Raw genomic sequence first — 16973 nt, 5'->3', positions numbered from 1 at the left:
GGGGCGGCAACAGGAACTAGCGCGAGACTTCGCCGACCAGGATCTCTTCCGTCACCTTGCCGGCAAGTTCTTCCTCCGGCTCGATCAGGCGCTTCTTCTTCCAGTCGCCCTTGGCGTAGAGGCAGAGGGTGATCAGCGCGGTGACGATGTTGGCGATCGGCAGCGCCCACCAGATTCCCTGCTCGTGCAGGTCCGTATGCTTGGAGAGCACGTAGGCCAGCGGGAACTGCACGACCCACTGCGACACCAGGGTCAGCACCATGGTCAGGACCATGTTGCCCGAGGCGCGGAAGACGCCGGTCAGCGCGAACTGCAGGCCGAGGAAGCCCCAGGCCAGCGACATGATGCGCAGGAAGCCGGCGCCGGCCGCGATCACGGCGGGATCGCCCGGCACGAAGAAGGCGACGAGCTGGGGCGCGAACAGGAAGACGATGATCCCGAAGACACTCAGGCTCGCGAATCCAAGCAGCCCGCCCAGGCGCCCGATCTGCGCCGCGCGCTCGATGTTTCCGGCGCCGATGTTCTGGCCGACCAGGGTCGAGATCGCCATCGACAGGCCCATGGCCGGGACCATGACGACCTGCAGGACGTTCGAGCCGACGCCATAGGCCGCCAGCGTGAGCGTGCCGAAACTGGCGATCAGGAAGGTCATCACCATCAGGCCCAGTGCCCGCGCCGAGAGTTCGATGGAGGCGGGGAGGCCGAGGAAGAACGCGCGCTTCACATAAGTGAAGTCGGGAATGAAGTCGCGCCGCCGCACATGGATGCCGTGCAGGCCGAGCCGCAGGATGGCGATGCCGATGATGGCGGCGATCGCCTGGGTGATCAGCGTGGTGATGGCGGCCCCCATCACGCCGTAACCGGGCACGGGGCCCCAGCCGAAGATCAGCAGCGGATTGAGCACGAAGTTCAGGAACACCGTGCCCAGCACGATGTAGACCGGCAAAGCGGGCTTGCCGATGCCGCGCATGATCGACTGGAAGACGAAGAAGGTGAAGTTGAAGACGATGCCGACGAACGACACGCGCATAAAACCCAGCGCGCCGGGATAGACGTCGGGCGCTACGCCCATCAGCTTCAGCAAACCGGGCGAGCTGATATAGCCGATCGTGCCGAGCACCAGCGAGACCAGGATGACCATCAGCAGGGTCTGGCCCGCGACATGCGCGACCATCTTCTCGTTTCGCGCGCCGACATACTGTGCGATCAGGGTCGAGCCGGCGAGCGACAGGCCCGAGCCAATGGCGAAGGTGAGGAACAGCACGGGGAAGCTGATCGACACCGCGGCCACCGCCGCGCCGCCCAGACGCCCGACCCAGAAGGCGTCGATGATCTGATAGGCCGACTGCAACACGTTTGCCGCCACGATCGGGACGGCCAGCGTCAGCAGCGAGCGGAGAATCGGACCTTCGAGGAGTTTGTTGGGAGCGGGGGGCACGCAGGTCCCTTGGACGGGCATTGAGACTTTTCTGCGGGCCTCAACGCGGGCGCAGCAATCGGGCTCCCGTCATATCGAGTGAGGAAAGGTCCCTCGCTACGCTCGGGATGACACGAGGCGGCATGATCAAAACCGTTGTCATCCCGAGCGCAGCGAGGGACCTTCAATTCACTTCGTCTTCGCGAAGATCGACGAATAGACTGACGCCTGCTTCGGCGACTTCAGCACCTCTTCGATCAGCGGGCGGAAGGTCTCGATCGGAAGGTTCGGATAGTTCTTGTCGAAGGACGGGCTATCGTACTTCTCGCAGAACTCGACCGTATCGTTGAAGTACGGGCTGTCCTTGTACTGGTCGCGCGCATTGCGATCGAGGCCGAGCTTGCCCCAGAAATAGTAGCCCTGGAACACGCCATGGCGCTGGACCATGAAATAGTGCCGGTCGTCGATGAACGGCCGCAGCATTTCGGCGACCACCTCGGCGTGATTGTAGGGCGCCAGCGTGTCGCCGATGTCGTGGAACAGGGCGCAGACCACGTACTCGGCGCTGCGCTTGTCGTTGTAGGCGCGGGTCGCGGCCTGGACGCAATGGTCGTAGCGGTCGATCGGAAAGCCGCCGAAGTCTCCCTTGAGAAGACTGAGATGCGCGATCAGGTGATCGCCGACCTTGCTCGCGATCTCGGCCTGGCCCTTGGCGATGGCCTTGAGGTCATCGACCGTTGCGTTCTCGAGATTGTCGAAGTCGTCCATCCGTAACGTCCCTGTTGTTGCCTTCCGTCAACGCCAAATCTTCCTGCCGGATCCCGGCAGGCCGAGCTTGTTCCACATCGCGTCGACCTTTTCGATCACCGCGTCGTCCATCCTGATCTGCCGGCCCCATTCGCGGTTGCTCTCGCCGGGGAACTTGTCGGTGGCATCGAGGCCGATCTTGGAACCGAGGCCCGACACCGGGCTCGCGAAGTCGAGATAGTCGATCGGCGTGTTCTCGATGACCGTGATGTCGCGCGCCGGGTCCATGCGGGTCGACAGCGCCCACATCACGTCCTTCCAGTTGCGCGCGTCGATGTCGGCGTCCACCACGATCACCCACTTGGTGTACATGAACTGCCGCAGATAGCTCCACACGCCCATCATCACGCGCTTGGCGTGACCGGCATAGGCCTTCTTCATCGACACGACGGCGATGCGATAGGAACAGCCCTCGGGCGGCAGCCAGAAGTCGACGATCTCGGGGAACTGCTGCTGGAAGAGCGGGATGAACACCTCGTTCAGCGCCTCGCCCAGCACGGAGGGTTCGTCGGGCGGCCGGCCGGTGAAGGTCGAGAGGTAGATCGGCTTGCGCCGCATCGTGATGGCGCTGATCGTGAAGACCGGGAATTGCTCGACGCTGTTGTAGTAGCCGGTATGGTCGCCGTAGGGGCCTTCGTCGCCATAGTCGTCGAGGCTGACATGGCCCTCGAGCACGATCTCGGCCTCGGCCGGCACCTTGAGCGGCACGGTCTTGCACGCGACCAGCTCGACCTTCTTGCCGCGCAGCAGGCCCGCGAACTGATACTCCGACAGCGTGTCGGGCACCGGCGTCACGGCAGCGAGAATGGTGCCGGGATCGGCGCCGATCACCACGGCGGCCGGCAGCGGCTCGCGCTTGCCTGACTTATGCCAGCGCTGGTGATGCTGCGCGCCGCCGCGATGCTTCAGCCAGCGCATCAGCGTCGTGTTCCTGCCCGTCACCTGCATGCGGTAGATGCCGAGGTTGAAACTGTCCTGCTTGTCGCCCTTCGGGTTCGGCCCCTGCGTCACCACCAGCGGCCAGGTGATCAGCGGCGCCGGCTCGCCTGGCCAGCAGGTCTGGATCGGCAGTTTCCCGAGGTCGATGTCGTCGCCGGTGAGGACGATCTCCTGGCAGGGCGCGGAACTCACCGTCTTCGGCTTCATCGCCATGACGGTGCGCACCATCGGCAGCATCTCGAGTGCCTCGCGCCAGCCGCCCGGCGGCTCGGGCTGGCGCAGGAAGGCCAGCGTCTCGCCCACCGCGCGCAACTGCCCCGGCTCGCGGTCCATGCCCCAGGCCACCCGCTCGACCGTGCCGAACAGGTTGACCAGCACCGGGATGTCGGAGCGCGTGCCGTCGGCCCGCACGACGTTCTCGAACAGCACCGCCGGGCCTTTCTCGGCCAGCAGGCGGGTCTGGATCTCGGTCATCTCCAGGTTCGGCGAGACCGGCGCGGTGACGCGCACGAGACGGCCGCTCTTCTCCAGCCGGTCGATGAAGTCGCGAAGCGAGGCGTATGGCATGCTAGGCACGTCGTTTAGAGGGGCGGACCGATGAGATCAAACGACATTCCGGCTGAATTCGAAGACCTGCTGAGCCGCGCCGGCCGGCGCGTGCTGGCGGGCACACATCCTTTGTGCGGGGCGCTGGCCAATCCGCGCACGCGCTTCCTGGCGGCGGAGGACCTGCTCGACCGCGCCAAGGTCGCACGCGTACGGCGTACGCTGGAGGCCGAGCTGCCGGAAACGATGGAGCCGATCGAGCGGCCGATCCCGCCCGACACGATCTTCGACATGAAGCAGGACTATGCCGAGCTGCTGCCCAAGAGCAGCCGGGCGCGCACGATCTATTTCGAGAGCCGCCGCGAGCCCGGCGTGAAGGCCGCCGAACGGATCGGCCTCGCCCGCATGATGCGCAGCCAGAGCTTCCGGGCCTTCGCCGAGGCGCTGGCGGGACGCAGGCTCAAGTCGGGCTGGGGCCTGCAGGTTCTTCGCTACGGACCGGGCGACTATGCCGGGCCGCACAACGATCACCATCCCGAGAACGAGGCGGCGAAGGCCGGATACATCGACCTGCATCTCAGCCTGTGCACCCCTGGCGTCGAGCATCAGTGGCTGGTCTACAGCCGCGCCGGCCATTTCAGCGAGATCGTGTCGGTGGCCGGCCCCTCGACCGTGACGGCCTATCGCCTGCCGTTCTGGCACTACACCACGCCGCTTGTGGGCGCGCCGAAGTCCGGCCGCTGGGTCCTGCTGGGGACGTTTTTGTATCGGTGAGGCGAAGGTTCAAGAAGGGTCCCTCGCTGCGCTCGGGATGACAATGGGTGGGGCAATAAACCCTGTGTCATCCCGAGCGCAGCGAGGGACCTTTGCCGTCTTGCTAGTCCCGGTCGGGTGCGCCCAGCGGGAAGAGGGGGCGGAACGGTCGCGCGTCGTCGACGCAGCGGGCGAAGGACGGTCGTGCGAGCAGGCGCGTGCGGTAGGCGCGCAGCACCGGATAGGATTCGGGAATCCTGTGCACCCAGTCGGCGTAGAACAGCGACGGTGCGGCGGCACAGTCGGCCAGCGTGAAGTCGCTGCCGGTGGCCCAGATGCGGCCGGCCAGCTCGGCGTCGAGCCAGGCGTAGGCGCGCTCCAGTTTCTCGATGGCCGCGTCGTGGCCGTCCTTGCGCTTGATCGGATCGCCGGTGAGGGCGCCGTCGACCGCGAGCTGCATCATGTTCATGACATGCAGGTCGAAGAAGCGGTCGAGGAAGCGCACGTCGAGCGCCGCCAGCGGGTCGGCCGGGATCAGGCGCACCGGGCCGGGATGTGCGAGCTGCAGATACTCGACGATGATGCTGGTCTCTACGACGGTGCGATCGCCGTCGACCAGCACAGGGAACTTGCGCAACGGCCAGCGCTTCAGCCACTCGCCGACATGCTCGGGCATTTCCTGCCCGAGCGCGCGGAACTCGAACGGCGTGCCGTTCTCGTAAAGCGCCATCAACACCTTCTGGGTGTAGGACGAAAAGAGATGGCCGTAGATCGCAAGCGACATTGCCAGGGGCTCCCGTTCAGCCGGTCTTCTTCCAGGAAGCGGCCCGCGCGAGCAAACGTTCCGCCCGAATGACGATCGGCAGGTCGACCATGCTGCCCTCGAAGGCCACCGCGCCCTCGCCATTGGCCTTGGCGACCTCGAAGGCCGCGAGCAGGCGCCGGGCGCGGTCGACCTCGGCGTCGGAGGCGCCGTATTCCTCGTTGATGATCGGCACGTGCGCGGGATGGATGCACGAGGCCGTGGTGAAGCCGAGCTCGCGGCCGCGCTTCAGCCCGGCGCGGTAGGAGTCGAGATCGTCGATCTTGGCGAGCTGACCCATCGAGCCCATCGGCAGGATGCCGGCGGCGCGGCAGGCGGCCAGTCCCTGCATGGCGAAGACGTACATGCTGTCGGCCGACGGGATCGCGCCCATGTCGGTGGCAAAATCCTCACCGCCGACCGACATGCCGGCCATGCGCGGCTCGGCGGCGATGGCGAAGAGATGCGGCAGGGCGGCCACCGTCTCGATCAGCACCAGGAAGCGCGTGTGGCCGATCTCCATGCCGAGCTGCGCCTCGCGCTCGGTCACCAGCTCGGCCAGCAGGCGCACATGCTCGGGCCCCATCACCTTGGGCAGCATCAGCGCCGAGACGCCGGGCATCACCGCGGCCTCGATGTCGGGGACGGCCAGTTCGAGCGGGCGGTTGATGCGGACCACGACGTCGGCGCCGTTCTGGGACACCCGCGGCACGGCAGCGGCAATCGCGGCGCGGGCCTCCGCCTTCTTCGACGGGATGATCGAATCCTCGAGGTCGAGGATCAGCGCATCGGCGCCGCGCGTATGGGCCTTGGCGATGAAGCGTTCGGCCAGCACCGGCACGAACATCAGCGAGCGCCAGTTCGGCGTGGGACGGGTATTCATTGAATGGTTCTCCGGAAGAAGTCAGCGCAGGCCGACGGGCACGACGCTGATCGAGTTCTGCGGGCTGCCCTCGATCACGCGGTCGGTGTAGGTGAGATAGATGAGGGCGCGGCGCTTGGGGTCGTAGAAGCGCACGACCTGCGTGGTCTTGAAGATCAGCGAAGCGCGCTCGCTGAACACCTCGTGCGGGCTCTTGAGCTTCTCGGCCTTGTCGCCGTCGATCGGGCCGACCTGGTGGCAGGAGATCGACGCATAGGGCGGGTCCTCCGCCAGGCCGACCATGCCCTTGAAGCCGCCGGTGCGGGCGCGCGCGAGATAGCAGGTGATGCCCCCGAGGTCGGGGTCGTCGAACGCCTCGACCACGATCTTGTCGTTGGGGCCCAGCCACTTGAAGCGATAGCCGACCGAGCCGATTTCTTCGGCCGCTGCCGGACCGGCAACCACGAGGGCGAGGACGGCGAGGATCGCGCGTTTCATGTCAGACTCCTTTGCTGGCCGGACGTGTGGCGAGGAACAGGCCGGGCAGCACCAGCACCGTTCCGATGAGATGATACCATTGCGGCGCCTCGCCGAGGACGATCCAGGCGAGAATGCCGACATAGAGCGGCCCGAGATACATCGATACGCTGGTGACCGACGGTCCCAGTTCGCGCACGCAATAGGCGAAGGCGCCGTAGGCGCCGACGCCGGGAATGACGGCCAGCACCAGGAACGACGCCCAGGTGCGCCAGTCGGCGAGGTCCGGCGCCTGCCAGAAGAGCGCCTCGCCGATCGCGAAGGGCAACAGAACGAGAGAGCCCGCGAAGGAGATGGCGCACAGCCTGGTCAGCGGATCGAGTGCGCTCGGCCGCGCCTTGAGCAGCACCGAGTAGAGGCCCCAGCAGGCCGCGGCGGCCGCGATCCAGAGGTCGCCCTCGGTGAACTGTACCGCCAGCAGATTTTCGAGACGGCCTTTTGCGAACACCGCGGCGACGCCGGCCAGGCAGAGCACGATGCCCGCGATGCGGCCGGCCGTCAGCCGCTCGCGATAGAGCAGGCGGCCCAGCGCCACGACCAGGATCGGCGAGGCTGCGTAGATCAGCCCGATGTTCAGCGCCGGCACCGAGCGCGCGCCGATATAGACCCAGGCGCCGCAGATCCACATGCCGATCGCGCCCAGCAGCAGCAGGTCGCGCCATTCGCGCGTGAGGGCCGCGCGATGGCGCACGAGACGCGGCCACGCGAACGGCAGCAGCAGAACGGCCACGAAGAACCACCGCCCCAGCGCCAGCGCGTTCGGCGGCACGAACGTGGCGTAGCGCGCCATCAGCATGTTGACGGCGAACATCGCGGGCGTGAGCAGCAACAGTGTCCAGGCGATGCGACGGCGGGTGAGGGACGACACGGCGGTGTTCTAGCACGTCGCGGCGTGAATCTTCCGGTGAAGGAAAGGTCCCTCGCTGCGCTCGGGATGACACCGTTTGCTTAATGGGCGCACTGAGCAGGTCCCGACAAAATTTGTCATCCCGAGCGCAGCGAGGGACCTTTAGCGGCGCCTGCAACCGTTGACAGGCTCAGCTCGGGCGCAACCCGTCCTTCGGGTATTCGCCGCCGGCATCCTTGATGGCCTGCTTGTAATTCTTCTCCGAATTGAAGGGCTCCATCTTCGGGAAGTCGCGCGGCTTGCCCGGGCGGATCTCGCCGGTCGACGGCGTCACGATCAGCAGTTCGCCCTTGCGGCCGAGCAGCGGAATCTCGCGCTTCCAGCGGGAGTAGACGCGCCGCGCCGTAGCCGAGTAGTCGACATAGGTCTCGAACTCGCTCGGATCCTTGATGAACAGCGCCTCGTAGGCGGTGATGAACTCCTCGACGAACGTGCGGTCGACGACCTCGAGGTTGGACATCATCCAGCAGCGGTCCTGGAACACCCAGTAGGTGCCGATGCCGACGAACTGCTTCTGCCGTGTCAGGTAGGGAAAGAAGGGGAAGCCGCGGCAGGCGATCGTGCGGTTGTCGCGCTCGCAGTGCCGCGCGCCCTTGCAGTGGATCGCCATGCAGTCGGAGGTCAGCTCCTCGACGATCATCCGGGTGGAATAATCGTAGGGCTTGAACTTGGACCACAGGTCGGTGCGGGTCTTCAGCAGCTCCCACTCGGCCATGTGCACGACCGGTACGGCGTTCTGCGTCGAACAGCAGACCGGCTCGCCGTCGTTCAGCGGCGCGCACTTGCGGCCACAATCGAAGCGCGAGACCGGCGCGTTGAAGCCTTCGTACAGGCTCGCGAAGTCGGCCGCGCTTATCTTTGATTTCTTGGTGCTAGGGGGCATGGCTTTGCTGTAGCCCGATCCGTCTGTGAAAGAACAGTTACGGAATTATAACAGCCCGCCGCCGAATAGCTTCACGAAACGGGCAGGACCCGCCAGACGACGGTCTCGCGCATGCCCCGATTCTCGAGCTGCAGCGAGGTCGGTATTTCATAGCGACCGCGCTCCTCGAGGCCCTGGGCGCTGAAATAGTTGCGACCCGGGTCGCCCAGCAGGACCAGCCGGCCCCGGGCGGCATGGCTGCGCAGCCAGGCCAGCGCCTGCACCGACATCTCGCGCTCGTAACAGACGTCGCCCGCGATCACGACGTCGGCCTCGGGCTCTCCCGGCACTCCGGCCAGCCAGTCCTCGCTGCTCGTCTCGATGGATAGACCGTTGGCCGTGGCGTTCAGGCCTGCGGCGACCAGGGACAGGCGATCGATGTCGTTGGCCACGACCGAGGCCGCACCGCAGCGCGCCGCCGCCAGAGAGGAGACGCCAGAACCGGCCGCGAAGTCGATCACCCGTTTGCCCCTGACCAGGTCGGGATTGTCGAGCAGGTGGCGCGCGATCGCCTGGCCGCCCGGCCAGCAGAAGGCCCAGTAGGGCGGATCGACGTTCTTCTCCTCCAGCCACGACTCGGTGGCCTGCCAGATCGGGACATACTCGCTGGCCAGCCAGAGTCTGAACTCCGGCACCATCGCCGGCGCTTCGAGGGCGGTGTTGGCGCGGATGAATCCTTCGGGATCGTCGGGGAGTCTCGACATCAATGGATCCTGTCGACGATGACGGCCGCCAGCATCAGCCAGCCGACCAGGCGATTGGACTTGAACCGCATCAGGCAGTCGGCCTGGTCGTGGGGTTTCAGCAGCGCGATCTGCCACACCAGGTGCGCGGCGATACCGGCCAGCAGGACGAAATAGCCGATGCCCAGCGGCGCGAGCAGGCCGGTCGCGATCCAGAAGCCGATCGCCAGAACCGCAAAGAAACTCAGCCAGCGCCGCGGCGCGGCGGCGAAGCGGCGTGCCGTCGAGCGCACGCCGACCACCGCATCGTCGCGCTGGTCCTGCATGGCGTAGATCGTGTCGTAGACCATCGTCCAGGCGACGCCGCCGAAATAGAGCGCGACGGTGGCCCAGGACAGCGTCTGGGTGACGGCGGCGTAACCCACCAGCGCGCCCCAGTTGAAGGCGAAGCCCAGCACCACCTGAGGCCAGGAGGTGATCCTCTTCATCGTCGGATAGATCGCGACCAGCAGCAGAGAGAGCAGGGCCACGCCGCCCGCGAACTTGTTGAGCTTGAACAGCACGGCGGCGCCCACCGCGCCCTGCAGCGCCATCCAGATCAGCGCGTGATGCAGCTTCAGTTCGCCCGACGGCAGCGGCCGGCCGCGTGTACGCTCGACGCCGGCATCGACCTTGCGGTCGACGATGTCGTTCCAGGTGCAGCCGGCGCCGCGCATGGCGATGGCGCCCAGCGCAAACAGCGCCATCAGGCCCGCCAGCCGGCCCCAGTCGGGCGCGGCGGCCAGTGCCAGCGACCACCAGCAGGGAAACAGCAGCAGCCAGATGCCGATCGGCCGGTCCCAGCGCGCCAGCCGCCCGTAGGGGCGCGCCCAGGGCGGCAGGTAGCGCAGCGTCCAGTGAGTCTGGTCGATATCGGTGAAGCCGGTTGTCCGCCCGGCGGTCATGGCGTCATCATGGGCGTCATCATGCAGCTATGCGCGACAATGATCCATGAAGGCAAATAGATGAGCAGGGATCCATGAGTATCGGGCGTCTCTTCGTGGAGGCCGATCTCGCGGCCGGGGCCGAAGTCCCGCTGGACGAGGCCCAGGTCCATTACCTGCGCCACGTCATGCGCCGGCCCGACGGCGCGCCGCTGCTGCTGTTCAACGGCCGCGACGGCGAATGGCGCGGCACCCTGTCGGCGCGCGGCAAGAAGTCGGCGGTCGCCGAACTGGGCGAGCGCACCCGCGAGCAGGCGCCCGAGCCCGATGTCTGGCTGTGCTTCGCGCCGGTGAAGCGCGCCCGCATCGACTATATCGCCGAGAAGGCGACCGAGCTCGGCGTCGCCGTCCTGCAACCCGTGGTGACGCGCCACACGGCGGTGGAGAGGGTCAATGTCGGCCGTCTGCGGGCCAATGCGATCGAGGCGGCCGAGCAGACCGAGCGGCTCACCGTGCCGGAGGTGCGCGAACCGGTCGATCTCGGAAAGTTGCTCGACGGCTGGCCCGAGGGACGGCGCCTGATGATGTGCGACGAGACCGGCGGCGGGCCGCCCATCGCCGAGGCGCTGTCGCGGCTCGACGACGCGGCGCGCGCGGCGCCCTGGGCGATCGTGATCGGTCCCGAGGGTGGCTTCGCCGAAATCGAGCTGCAGGCACTGCGTCGCATAAAGGATGTAACGTCGGTGGGCCTCGGTCCACGCATCCTGCGGGCCGACACCGCGGCGCTTGCAGCGCTGGCATGCTGGCAGGCGCTCCTCGGCGACTGGCGGCGCCCGACACCGCGTCTCAGCGGCGATTATAGCGCCTCCAGGGTTACCGTCTGAGCGCTTGCGCAGGCCCCCGGCGATGTGGGAGAGAGCGAATCGAACAGGATGAACCAGCCGCGGGCTCGCGTGAGAATTTCTCATGCGACCGCGCCGCTCCACCAACCCTCACAAGGTGCGGAGCGATCAGGGAGAGTTGATCGTATGTCCGCACCTCCGTCGGGCGGCGGCGCGCCGATCGAAAATCGGCGGCAGCTGATCGAGTATTTCGCGGCCGGCAACAAGCCCCGCGCCAAGTGGCGCATGGGCACCGAGCACGAGAAATTCGGCTACCACACCAAGACCCTCAAGCCGCTGGCCTATGACGGGCCGGACGGTATTCGCGCCATGCTCGAAGGCCTGACGCGCTTCGGCTGGGAGCCGGTGATCGAGGGCAACAATCCGATCGCGCTGCTGCGCGACAAGGCCAGCATCACGCTGGAGCCGGGCGGACAGTTCGAACTGTCCGGCGCGCCGCTCGAGACACTGCACGAAGCTGCGGCCGAGAACGCTCAGCACATCGACGAGGTGAAGCAGGTCGCGGGCGAGATCGGCGCGTCGTTCATCGGCCTGGGCTTCGCGCCGGAGTGGACGCGCGAAGACATGCACTGGATGCCCAAGGGCCGCTACAAGATCATGCGCGACTACATGCCGAAGGTCGGCACGCTCGGTCTCGACATGATGCTGCGGACCTGCACCGTGCAGACCAACCTCGACTTCGACTCCGAAGCCGACATGGTGAAGAAGTTCCGTGTCTCGCTGGCGCTGCAGCCGATCGCCACGGCCCTGTTCGCCAACTCGCCCTTCAAGGAGGGCAAGGAGGCCGGTTTCAAGAGCTACCGCAGCCACATCTGGACCGATACCGATCCCGACCGTTGCGGCATGCTGCCCTTCGTGTTCGAGGACGGCTTTGGCTTCGAGCGTTACGTCGACTACATGCTCGATGTGCCAATGTACTTCGTCTATCGCGACGGCAAGTACATCGATGCCTCCGGCCAGAACTTCCGCGACTTCCTGAAGGGCAGGCTGCCGGCGCGGCCGGGCGAGCTGCCCTCGATCAACGACTGGGCCGATCACATCACCACGGCCTTCCCCGAGGTGCGGCTGAAGCGTTACCTCGAAATGCGCGGCGCCGACTCCGGCCCGCTGGGCGCGCTGAACGCGCTGCCGGCACTGTGGGTCGGTCTGCTCTACGACCAGAGCGCGCTCGACGCGGCGTGGGACCTGGTGAAGGACTGGAGCACCGCGGATCACGATTTCCTGCGGGCCGAAACGCCGAAGTCGGGCCTCGCCACGATGTTCCGCGGTCGCGTCCTGTCGGAGTTGGCGCGCGAGGTCGTCGAGATCGCGCATGCCGGGCTGCGCGCGCGAAAGCAGCTCAATGCCGACGGTGCCGACGAGACCATGTACCTGGCGCCGCTCGACCGCGCCGTCGCCAGCGGCCAGGCGCCGGCCGACGAACTCCTCGCCAAGTGGCACGGTGAATGGAAAGGATCTTTCGCGGCGCTGTTCCGCGACTGTGCCTACTGAGGTAAGGTCGCGGCATGCTCGATCGATGCGACCGCGTCCAGATCGCCGTGCACGACGCCGCCAAGGCGGCGCAGCGCTTCGGCCAGTTGCTCGGCAGCCAGGTGTCGCGGCACGACCATAGCCGCCACCTCTCGGCCAGGCGCACCATCCTTGCCGTCGGCGAGAGCGAGTTCGAGCTCTGCGAGGCCGACGGCGCAGGCCTCACCCAGGATTTCCTGAGCCGGCGCGGCGAAGGCCTGATGACGGCGGGCTACTGCACCGCCGATCTCGACGGCATGGTGAAGCGCTGGGAAGGTCTCGGCATTCCCTACGATCTCGACAACGAGCAGCTCTATCTGTCGGCCGAGACGACCTTCGGTCTGCCGATGGTGATTTCCGAGAGCACCTATCGCCCCAGGGTCGGGCCGGTATCGTTCCTCTACGAGACCACCAACACGCTGATGAGCGACTGGCGCCGAGCCGCCGCCGTCTATGCCGGCCTGTTCGGGCTGGATCCGTCGCGCTTCAGCGCGATCGGCAGCGAGCGCTTCGGCTATATCGGCACGCTCACTCTGTTCGATCCGCCCAACCGGCTCGACCGCATCGAGCTCAGCCAGGTCACCGACAACGTCCACGCGATGGGCCGCTACGCCCACAAGCACGGCGACTCGCTCTACATGTGCTACGTCGAGGTCCACGACTGGCCGAACGTGCGCCAGCGCCTGCTCGACGCCGGCGCGCACTATACGCCGCGCGGATCCGATCCCGTCACCGATCCCGACGGTGGCTGGATCCACCCGAAGGAACTGCACGGAGTGCTGCTCGGTGTCTCGCGCACCGGGCTGGCCTGGGACTGGTCTGGCCGAGAAGAATTGGTGCCCCCCGCATGAGTTTGTTGAAGAGTATTGGCATGACCCGTCGTTCGTTCGTATTCACCGCTCCGGCCCTTTCGGCGGTGCCGACGGTCGCCTATGCCCAGGCGGCCGAATGGCAGACCGTGGTCGGTCCCGACCTGCGGTTCCGGCTGGAGATGCCGGCGCCGGCCAGCAAGAGTACGGCGGCCGAGAAGGAAAAGGGGCATGCCGGCGAGCGGGTCGCCTGGGCCGCCAAGCGCGCCGACGAGATGTTCGACTTCGACTATGTCGACTACGATCCCGGCTGGTTCTCGTCCAAGGACAGCAAGGAGATGGCGCGCGAGCTGGGGCGTGGCGAGGCCGAGAAGGCCTTCCCGCGCGCCACCTTCAAGTACGTGCTCGACGAGCCGGTGACCCTGCAGGGCTGGGACGGCTACGCGCTCGACATTGCCGACCAGCAGGGCGCGCTGGTGATGATGCGCACCTATATCGTGAAGGACCGGCTCTATCGCCTGCTGGTCACGGCCAAGAACGACGAGGAGACGAAGGCGGCCGCCGCGCGTTTCCTGGGCTCGCTCAGATTTGCGGAGAGCAAGGGCTAGGATGCGTATCTGCGTTTTCGGCGCCGGCGCGATCGGCGGCAACTATGCCACGCGCCTCGCGGCCGCCGGCAACGAGGTTTCGGTCGTGGCCCGCGGTCCCCATCTCGAGGCGATCCGGGCCAACGGCCTCACGCTCCTGACCGGCGACAAGACGATCGTCGCCAAGGTGAAGGCGAGCGACAGACCGGCCGATCTCGGTCCGCAGGACGTGGTGATCTCGACCCTGAAGGCCTCCAGCCTGTCGGCGGTTGCCGAAACGGTGTCGCCGCTGCTGGGCCCCGGCACGCCGGTGGTTTTCGCGCAGAACGGTATTCCCTGGTGGTACGGCCACGGGCTGGGCAAGGGCCGGCCCAGGGCGCCCGACCTGTCGCGGCTCGATCCCGGCGGCGCGCTGCTCAAGGCGGTGGGGTTCGACCGCACCCTCGGCGGCGTCATCACCTCGTCCAACCATGTCATCGAGCCCGGCGTGGTGCGCAACATCTCGCCCGAGCGCAACGTGCTGTGGGTCGGAGAGCCCGACGATCGCCAGACGCCGCGCATCGAGAAGCTGCGCGAGACCCTGATCGCGGCCGGCATCTCCTCGCCCTCGACCACCGACATCCGCTACGATATCTGGCACAAGCTGATGGCCAACTTCACCGGCTCGACGCTGTGCCTCATCCTGCGCCAGCCCACGACCATCCAGGCGACGCCGATGGTCAACCGCCTGGCCCGCCGAGCCCATGCCGAGGCGCTGGCCATCGCCGCCGCGCACGGCGTCGTGCTCGACGATTCGCCCGAGGTCCGCTACGGGCCGAAGCGCGTCTATCCCGACCACCGCCCGTCGATCCTGCAGGACTATGAGGGTGGCCGTCCGATGGAGGTCGAGGCGATCGTGCGGGCGCCGCTTGCCTTTGCGCGCAGCGCCGGCCTCGACACGCCCACCCTCGATGCCATCGAATCGATCTGCGTCAGCCTCGCGGAATCGAAGGGCCTCTATCGGTCCTGAACATGGGCGCCGCCGCTTCCGCGAACATCGACAAGCGCATCGCGGAGCTGGGCGATTGGCGCGGCGAGACGTTGGCCCGGGTGCGCGACCTGATCCACGCGGCCGATCCCGCGATCGTCGAGGAATGGAAATGGCGCGGCGTACCGGTCTGGGAACATGACGGCATCGTCTGTACCGGCGAGACCTACAAGCAGGTCGTGAAGCTCACCTTCGCCCGCGGTGCCGCGCTCGCTGATCCGAAGAAGCTGTTCAACGCCAACCTCGACGGCAATGCCCGCCGCGCCATCGATATTCCCGAAGGCGCCACGCTGAACGAGAGAGCCTTCAAGGCCCTGGTCCGCGCCGCCGTCGCCGCCAACAAACAGGCGCTGGCCGAGCGGGCTGCGAAAAAGAAGAAGCGTTAGTCCTGTGTGGAAAGACGAAAAGGTCCTTCGCTACGCTCAAGATGACAACTTCTTCTGAATCGACGCACGGCGTCAGTTCAAGAACCGAAGTCATCCTGAGCGCAGCGAAGGACCTTTGGTTTCTCAGGTCGCGGTGCCGCCCACGGTGAGGGCGTCGATGCGCAGGGTCGGCTGACCGACGCCGACCGGAACGCCCTGGCCGTCCTTGCCGCAGGTGCCGATGCCCGGATCGAGCGACATGTCGTTGCCGACCATGCCGACGCGGGTCAGCGCGTCGGAGCCGGCGCCGATCAGGGTCGCGCCCTTCACGGGGCGGCCGATCTGGCCGTCTTCGATCAGGTAGCCCTCGGTCACGCTGAACACGAACTTGCCCGAGACGATGTCCACCTGGCCGCCGCCGAAATTGGCGCAGTAGAGGCCCTTCTTGACCGAGGAGATGATCTCCTTCGGATCCTTGTCGCCGCCCAGCATGAAGGTGTTGGTCATGCGCGGCATCGGTGCGTAGGCATGGCCCTGGCGGCGGCCGTTGCCGGTCGGCTTCACGCCCATCAGGCGGGCGTTCATGCGGTCCTGCATCAGGCCGACCAGGCGGCCGTCCTCGATCAGCACGTTTCGCTGCGTCGGCGTGCCCTCGTCGTCGATGGTGAGCGAGCCGCGGCGGTCGTTCAACGTGCCGTCGTCGACCACGGTGACGCCCGGCGAGGCGACCATCTCGCCCATCAGGTGGGTGAACATCGAGGTCTTCTTGCGGTGGAAGTCGCCTTCCAGCCCGTGGCCGACCGCCTCGTGCCACAGCACGCCCGACCAGCCGGCGCCCAGCACGACCGGCATCTCGCCGGCCGGCGCGTCGACGGAGTCGAGGTTGACCAGCGACTGGCGGATCGCCTCGTCGGCTTCCTTCTGCCAGTAGGACGGCAGGAAGATGTCGCCATAGGCGGCGCGGCGGCCGCTGCCGGTGCTGCCGGCCTCCATGCGCGTGCCGTCGGCACAGACCACGCTGACGTTCAACCGCACCAGCGGGCGCACGTCGGCGGCGCGCCAGCCGCCGGCGCGCACGATCTCGACGACCTGCCACGAGCCCGACAGCGAGACCGAGACCTGGCGGGCCTTGGGCTCCTTGCCTCGGACGTAGGCGTCGATCTCCTGCATCAGCGCGACCTTCTGGGCGAAGGGCACGCCGTCGATCGGATTGTCGTCGGCATAAAGCAGCCGGTTGGTGCCGCGCGGCGACTCGTCGGAGGTGCCGCCGCGGCCCGAGCGCACGGTCTTCACCGTCTCGGTCGCGCGCTTCAGCGCCTGCTCGTCGAGCGCCGAGGCGTGCGCGAAGCCCGTGACGTCGCCCGCGACCGAGCGCAGGCCGAAGCCCTGTGAGGTGTCGTAGGAGGCGCTCTTCAGCTTGCCGTCGTCGAACGAGAGGCTCTCGCTCTGGACATATTCGAGGAACAGCTCGCCGTCGTCGGTGCCGGCCAGCGCGTCGTCGACCATCTTCTCGGTCTTGCGCTTGTCGAGGCCGCCTTTGCCGAAGAACAGGCCGTCGGCGGTGGCGAGATGGTTGATCGATTTGGTCATGCGGGCACCTTTTTCTTCTGTCGTCCGGTCATCCCGCCACCTTGTCATCCTGAGCGTAGCGAAGGATTTCGCGTCAGCTACTGACA

General features: G+C 66.8%; 18 protein-coding genes. 7 read left to right on the top strand and 11 right to left on the bottom strand.

Annotated elements, in window-relative coordinates; genetic code table 11:
* Positions 1-16: 16 nt before the first annotated feature.
* From ACP15H_RS16385 to ACP15H_RS16375, 3 genes are all read right to left on the bottom strand, one after another.
* Entirely contained in the window at positions 17-1459 is a 1443-nt protein-coding gene (locus tag ACP15H_RS16385; protein WP_425067248.1) for an MATE family efflux transporter, read from the bottom strand.
* A 147-nt stretch (positions 1460-1606) separates the two neighbouring features.
* Positions 1607-2185 carry an HD domain-containing protein gene (locus tag ACP15H_RS16380; protein WP_425067247.1) on the bottom strand — a complete coding sequence of 193 codons (579 nt, stop codon included), beginning with the start codon at positions 2183-2185 and terminating at the stop codon, positions 1607-1609.
* 27 nt (positions 2186-2212) lie between these two features.
* Positions 2213-3730, bottom strand: a complete 1518-nt coding sequence (locus tag ACP15H_RS16375; protein ID WP_425067246.1) for a UbiD family decarboxylase — start codon at positions 3728-3730, stop codon at positions 2213-2215.
* A 30-nt stretch (positions 3731-3760) separates the two neighbouring features.
* Here ACP15H_RS16375 and ACP15H_RS16370 point away from each other — a divergent pair, with 30 nt between their 5' ends.
* Positions 3761-4483, top strand: coding sequence for a hypothetical protein (locus ACP15H_RS16370; protein WP_425067245.1), 723 nt, complete (start codon positions 3761-3763; stop codon positions 4481-4483).
* A gap of 103 nt (positions 4484-4586) precedes the next feature.
* Here the strand turns inward: ACP15H_RS16370 and ACP15H_RS16365 are convergent, their stop codons facing one another.
* The 7 genes from ACP15H_RS16365 to ubiA all read right to left on the bottom strand — a co-directional run bounded on the left by ACP15H_RS16365 (position 4587) and on the right by ubiA (position 10119).
* Positions 4587-5246, bottom strand: coding sequence for a glutathione S-transferase family protein (locus ACP15H_RS16365; RefSeq protein WP_425067244.1), 660 nt, complete (start codon positions 5244-5246; stop codon positions 4587-4589).
* A 16-nt stretch (positions 5247-5262) separates the two neighbouring features.
* Positions 5263-6147, bottom strand: coding sequence for an HpcH/HpaI aldolase/citrate lyase family protein (locus tag ACP15H_RS16360; protein WP_425067243.1), 885 nt, complete (start codon positions 6145-6147; stop codon positions 5263-5265).
* 21 nt (positions 6148-6168) lie between these two features.
* Positions 6169-6624, bottom strand: a complete 456-nt coding sequence (locus tag ACP15H_RS16355; RefSeq protein ID WP_425067242.1) for a CreA family protein — start codon at positions 6622-6624, stop codon at positions 6169-6171.
* Between the two features lies 1 nt (position 6625).
* Positions 6626-7531 carry a DMT family transporter gene (locus ACP15H_RS16350; protein WP_425067241.1) on the bottom strand — a complete coding sequence of 302 codons (906 nt, stop codon included), beginning with the start codon at positions 7529-7531 and terminating at the stop codon, positions 6626-6628.
* A 169-nt stretch (positions 7532-7700) separates the two neighbouring features.
* The gene (locus ACP15H_RS16345) at positions 7701-8453 is read right to left on the bottom strand and encodes a hypothetical protein (protein WP_425067240.1); all 753 of its coding nucleotides are present in this window, start codon (positions 8451-8453) and stop codon (positions 7701-7703) included.
* A gap of 71 nt (positions 8454-8524) precedes the next feature.
* Positions 8525-9196, bottom strand: a complete 672-nt coding sequence (locus ACP15H_RS16340; RefSeq protein ID WP_425067239.1) for a class I SAM-dependent methyltransferase — start codon at positions 9194-9196, stop codon at positions 8525-8527.
* Positions 9196-10119 (bottom strand): 4-hydroxybenzoate octaprenyltransferase, encoded by a 924-nt coding sequence (gene ubiA / locus ACP15H_RS16335; RefSeq protein ID WP_425067238.1) that lies wholly within the window; start codon positions 10117-10119, stop codon positions 9196-9198. Before ubiA ends, ACP15H_RS16340 begins: the two co-directional genes overlap by 1 nt.
* A gap of 74 nt (positions 10120-10193) precedes the next feature.
* Between ubiA and ACP15H_RS16330 the strand changes: the two genes are divergently transcribed.
* The 6 genes from ACP15H_RS16330 (at position 10194) to ACP15H_RS16305 (ending at position 15318) form a co-directional block, all read left to right on the top strand.
* Positions 10194-10982 (top strand): 16S rRNA (uracil(1498)-N(3))-methyltransferase, encoded by a 789-nt coding sequence (locus tag ACP15H_RS16330; RefSeq protein ID WP_425067237.1) that lies wholly within the window; start codon positions 10194-10196, stop codon positions 10980-10982.
* A 144-nt stretch (positions 10983-11126) separates the two neighbouring features.
* Complete coding sequence (locus tag ACP15H_RS16325; protein ID WP_425067236.1) at positions 11127-12491, top strand: glutamate--cysteine ligase; 1365 nt, start codon at positions 11127-11129, stop codon at positions 12489-12491.
* Between the two features lie 14 nt (positions 12492-12505).
* Positions 12506-13360, top strand: coding sequence for a VOC family protein (locus tag ACP15H_RS16320; RefSeq protein WP_425067235.1), 855 nt, complete (start codon positions 12506-12508; stop codon positions 13358-13360).
* A 20-nt stretch (positions 13361-13380) separates the two neighbouring features.
* On the top strand, positions 13381-13926 hold the full coding sequence (locus tag ACP15H_RS16315) for a hypothetical protein (RefSeq protein WP_425067234.1): 546 nt from the start codon (positions 13381-13383) through the stop codon (positions 13924-13926).
* A 1-nt stretch (position 13927) separates the two neighbouring features.
* Positions 13928-14914 carry a ketopantoate reductase family protein gene (locus tag ACP15H_RS16310; protein ID WP_425067233.1) on the top strand — a complete coding sequence of 329 codons (987 nt, stop codon included), beginning with the start codon at positions 13928-13930 and terminating at the stop codon, positions 14912-14914.
* Positions 14915-14916: 2 nt separating this feature from the next.
* Positions 14917-15318, top strand: a complete 402-nt coding sequence (locus tag ACP15H_RS16305; RefSeq protein WP_425067232.1) for a DUF1801 domain-containing protein — start codon at positions 14917-14919, stop codon at positions 15316-15318.
* A 123-nt stretch (positions 15319-15441) separates the two neighbouring features.
* Here the strand turns inward: ACP15H_RS16305 and tldD are convergent, their stop codons facing one another.
* Positions 15442-16803, bottom strand: coding sequence for a metalloprotease TldD (gene tldD, locus ACP15H_RS16300; RefSeq protein WP_425069912.1), 1362 nt, complete (start codon positions 16801-16803; stop codon positions 15442-15444).
* Positions 16804-16973 lie beyond the last annotated feature (170 nt).

The sequence above is a fragment of the Reyranella sp. genome (assembly GCF_965249915.1).
GTDB lineage: Bacteria > Pseudomonadota > Alphaproteobacteria > Reyranellales > Reyranellaceae > Reyranella.
The sequence above is the reverse complement of the archived record's forward strand: the minus strand, read 5'-3'. Positions and strand labels throughout refer to the sequence as shown.

What these genes read in the sequence shown, in the direction of transcription:
- ACP15H_RS16385 (WP_425067248.1), bottom strand. Translation starts at nt 1,459, where the DNA reads ATGCCCGTCCAAGGGACCTGCGTGCCCCCCGCTCCCAACAAACTCCTC.
- ACP15H_RS16380 (WP_425067247.1), bottom strand. Translation starts at nt 2,185, where the DNA reads ATGGACGACTTCGACAATCTCGAGAACGCAACGGTCGATGACCTCAAG.
- ACP15H_RS16375 (WP_425067246.1), bottom strand. Translation starts at nt 3,730, where the DNA reads ATGCCATACGCCTCGCTTCGCGACTTCATCGACCGGCTGGAGAAGAGC.
- ACP15H_RS16370 (WP_425067245.1), top strand. Translation starts at nt 3,761, where the DNA reads ATGAGATCAAACGACATTCCGGCTGAATTCGAAGACCTGCTGAGCCGC.
- ACP15H_RS16365 (WP_425067244.1), bottom strand. Translation starts at nt 5,246, where the DNA reads ATGTCGCTTGCGATCTACGGCCATCTCTTTTCGTCCTACACCCAGAAG.
- ACP15H_RS16360 (WP_425067243.1), bottom strand. Translation starts at nt 6,147, where the DNA reads ATGAATACCCGTCCCACGCCGAACTGGCGCTCGCTGATGTTCGTGCCG.
- ACP15H_RS16355 (WP_425067242.1), bottom strand. Translation starts at nt 6,624, where the DNA reads ATGAAACGCGCGATCCTCGCCGTCCTCGCCCTCGTGGTTGCCGGTCCG.
- ACP15H_RS16345 (WP_425067240.1), bottom strand. Translation starts at nt 8,453, where the DNA reads ATGCCCCCTAGCACCAAGAAATCAAAGATAAGCGCGGCCGACTTCGCG.
- ACP15H_RS16340 (WP_425067239.1), bottom strand. Translation starts at nt 9,196, where the DNA reads ATGTCGAGACTCCCCGACGATCCCGAAGGATTCATCCGCGCCAACACC.
- ubiA (WP_425067238.1), bottom strand. Translation starts at nt 10,119, where the DNA reads ATGACCGCCGGGCGGACAACCGGCTTCACCGATATCGACCAGACTCAC.
- ACP15H_RS16330 (WP_425067237.1), top strand. Translation starts at nt 10,194, where the DNA reads ATGAGTATCGGGCGTCTCTTCGTGGAGGCCGATCTCGCGGCCGGGGCC.
- ACP15H_RS16325 (WP_425067236.1), top strand. Translation starts at nt 11,127, where the DNA reads ATGTCCGCACCTCCGTCGGGCGGCGGCGCGCCGATCGAAAATCGGCGG.
- ACP15H_RS16320 (WP_425067235.1), top strand. Translation starts at nt 12,506, where the DNA reads ATGCTCGATCGATGCGACCGCGTCCAGATCGCCGTGCACGACGCCGCC.
- ACP15H_RS16315 (WP_425067234.1), top strand. Translation starts at nt 13,381, where the DNA reads ATGACCCGTCGTTCGTTCGTATTCACCGCTCCGGCCCTTTCGGCGGTG.
- ACP15H_RS16310 (WP_425067233.1), top strand. Translation starts at nt 13,928, where the DNA reads ATGCGTATCTGCGTTTTCGGCGCCGGCGCGATCGGCGGCAACTATGCC.
- ACP15H_RS16305 (WP_425067232.1), top strand. Translation starts at nt 14,917, where the DNA reads ATGGGCGCCGCCGCTTCCGCGAACATCGACAAGCGCATCGCGGAGCTG.
- tldD (WP_425069912.1), bottom strand. Translation starts at nt 16,803, where the DNA reads ATGGTCGACGACGCGCTGGCCGGCACCGACGACGGCGAGCTGTTCCTC.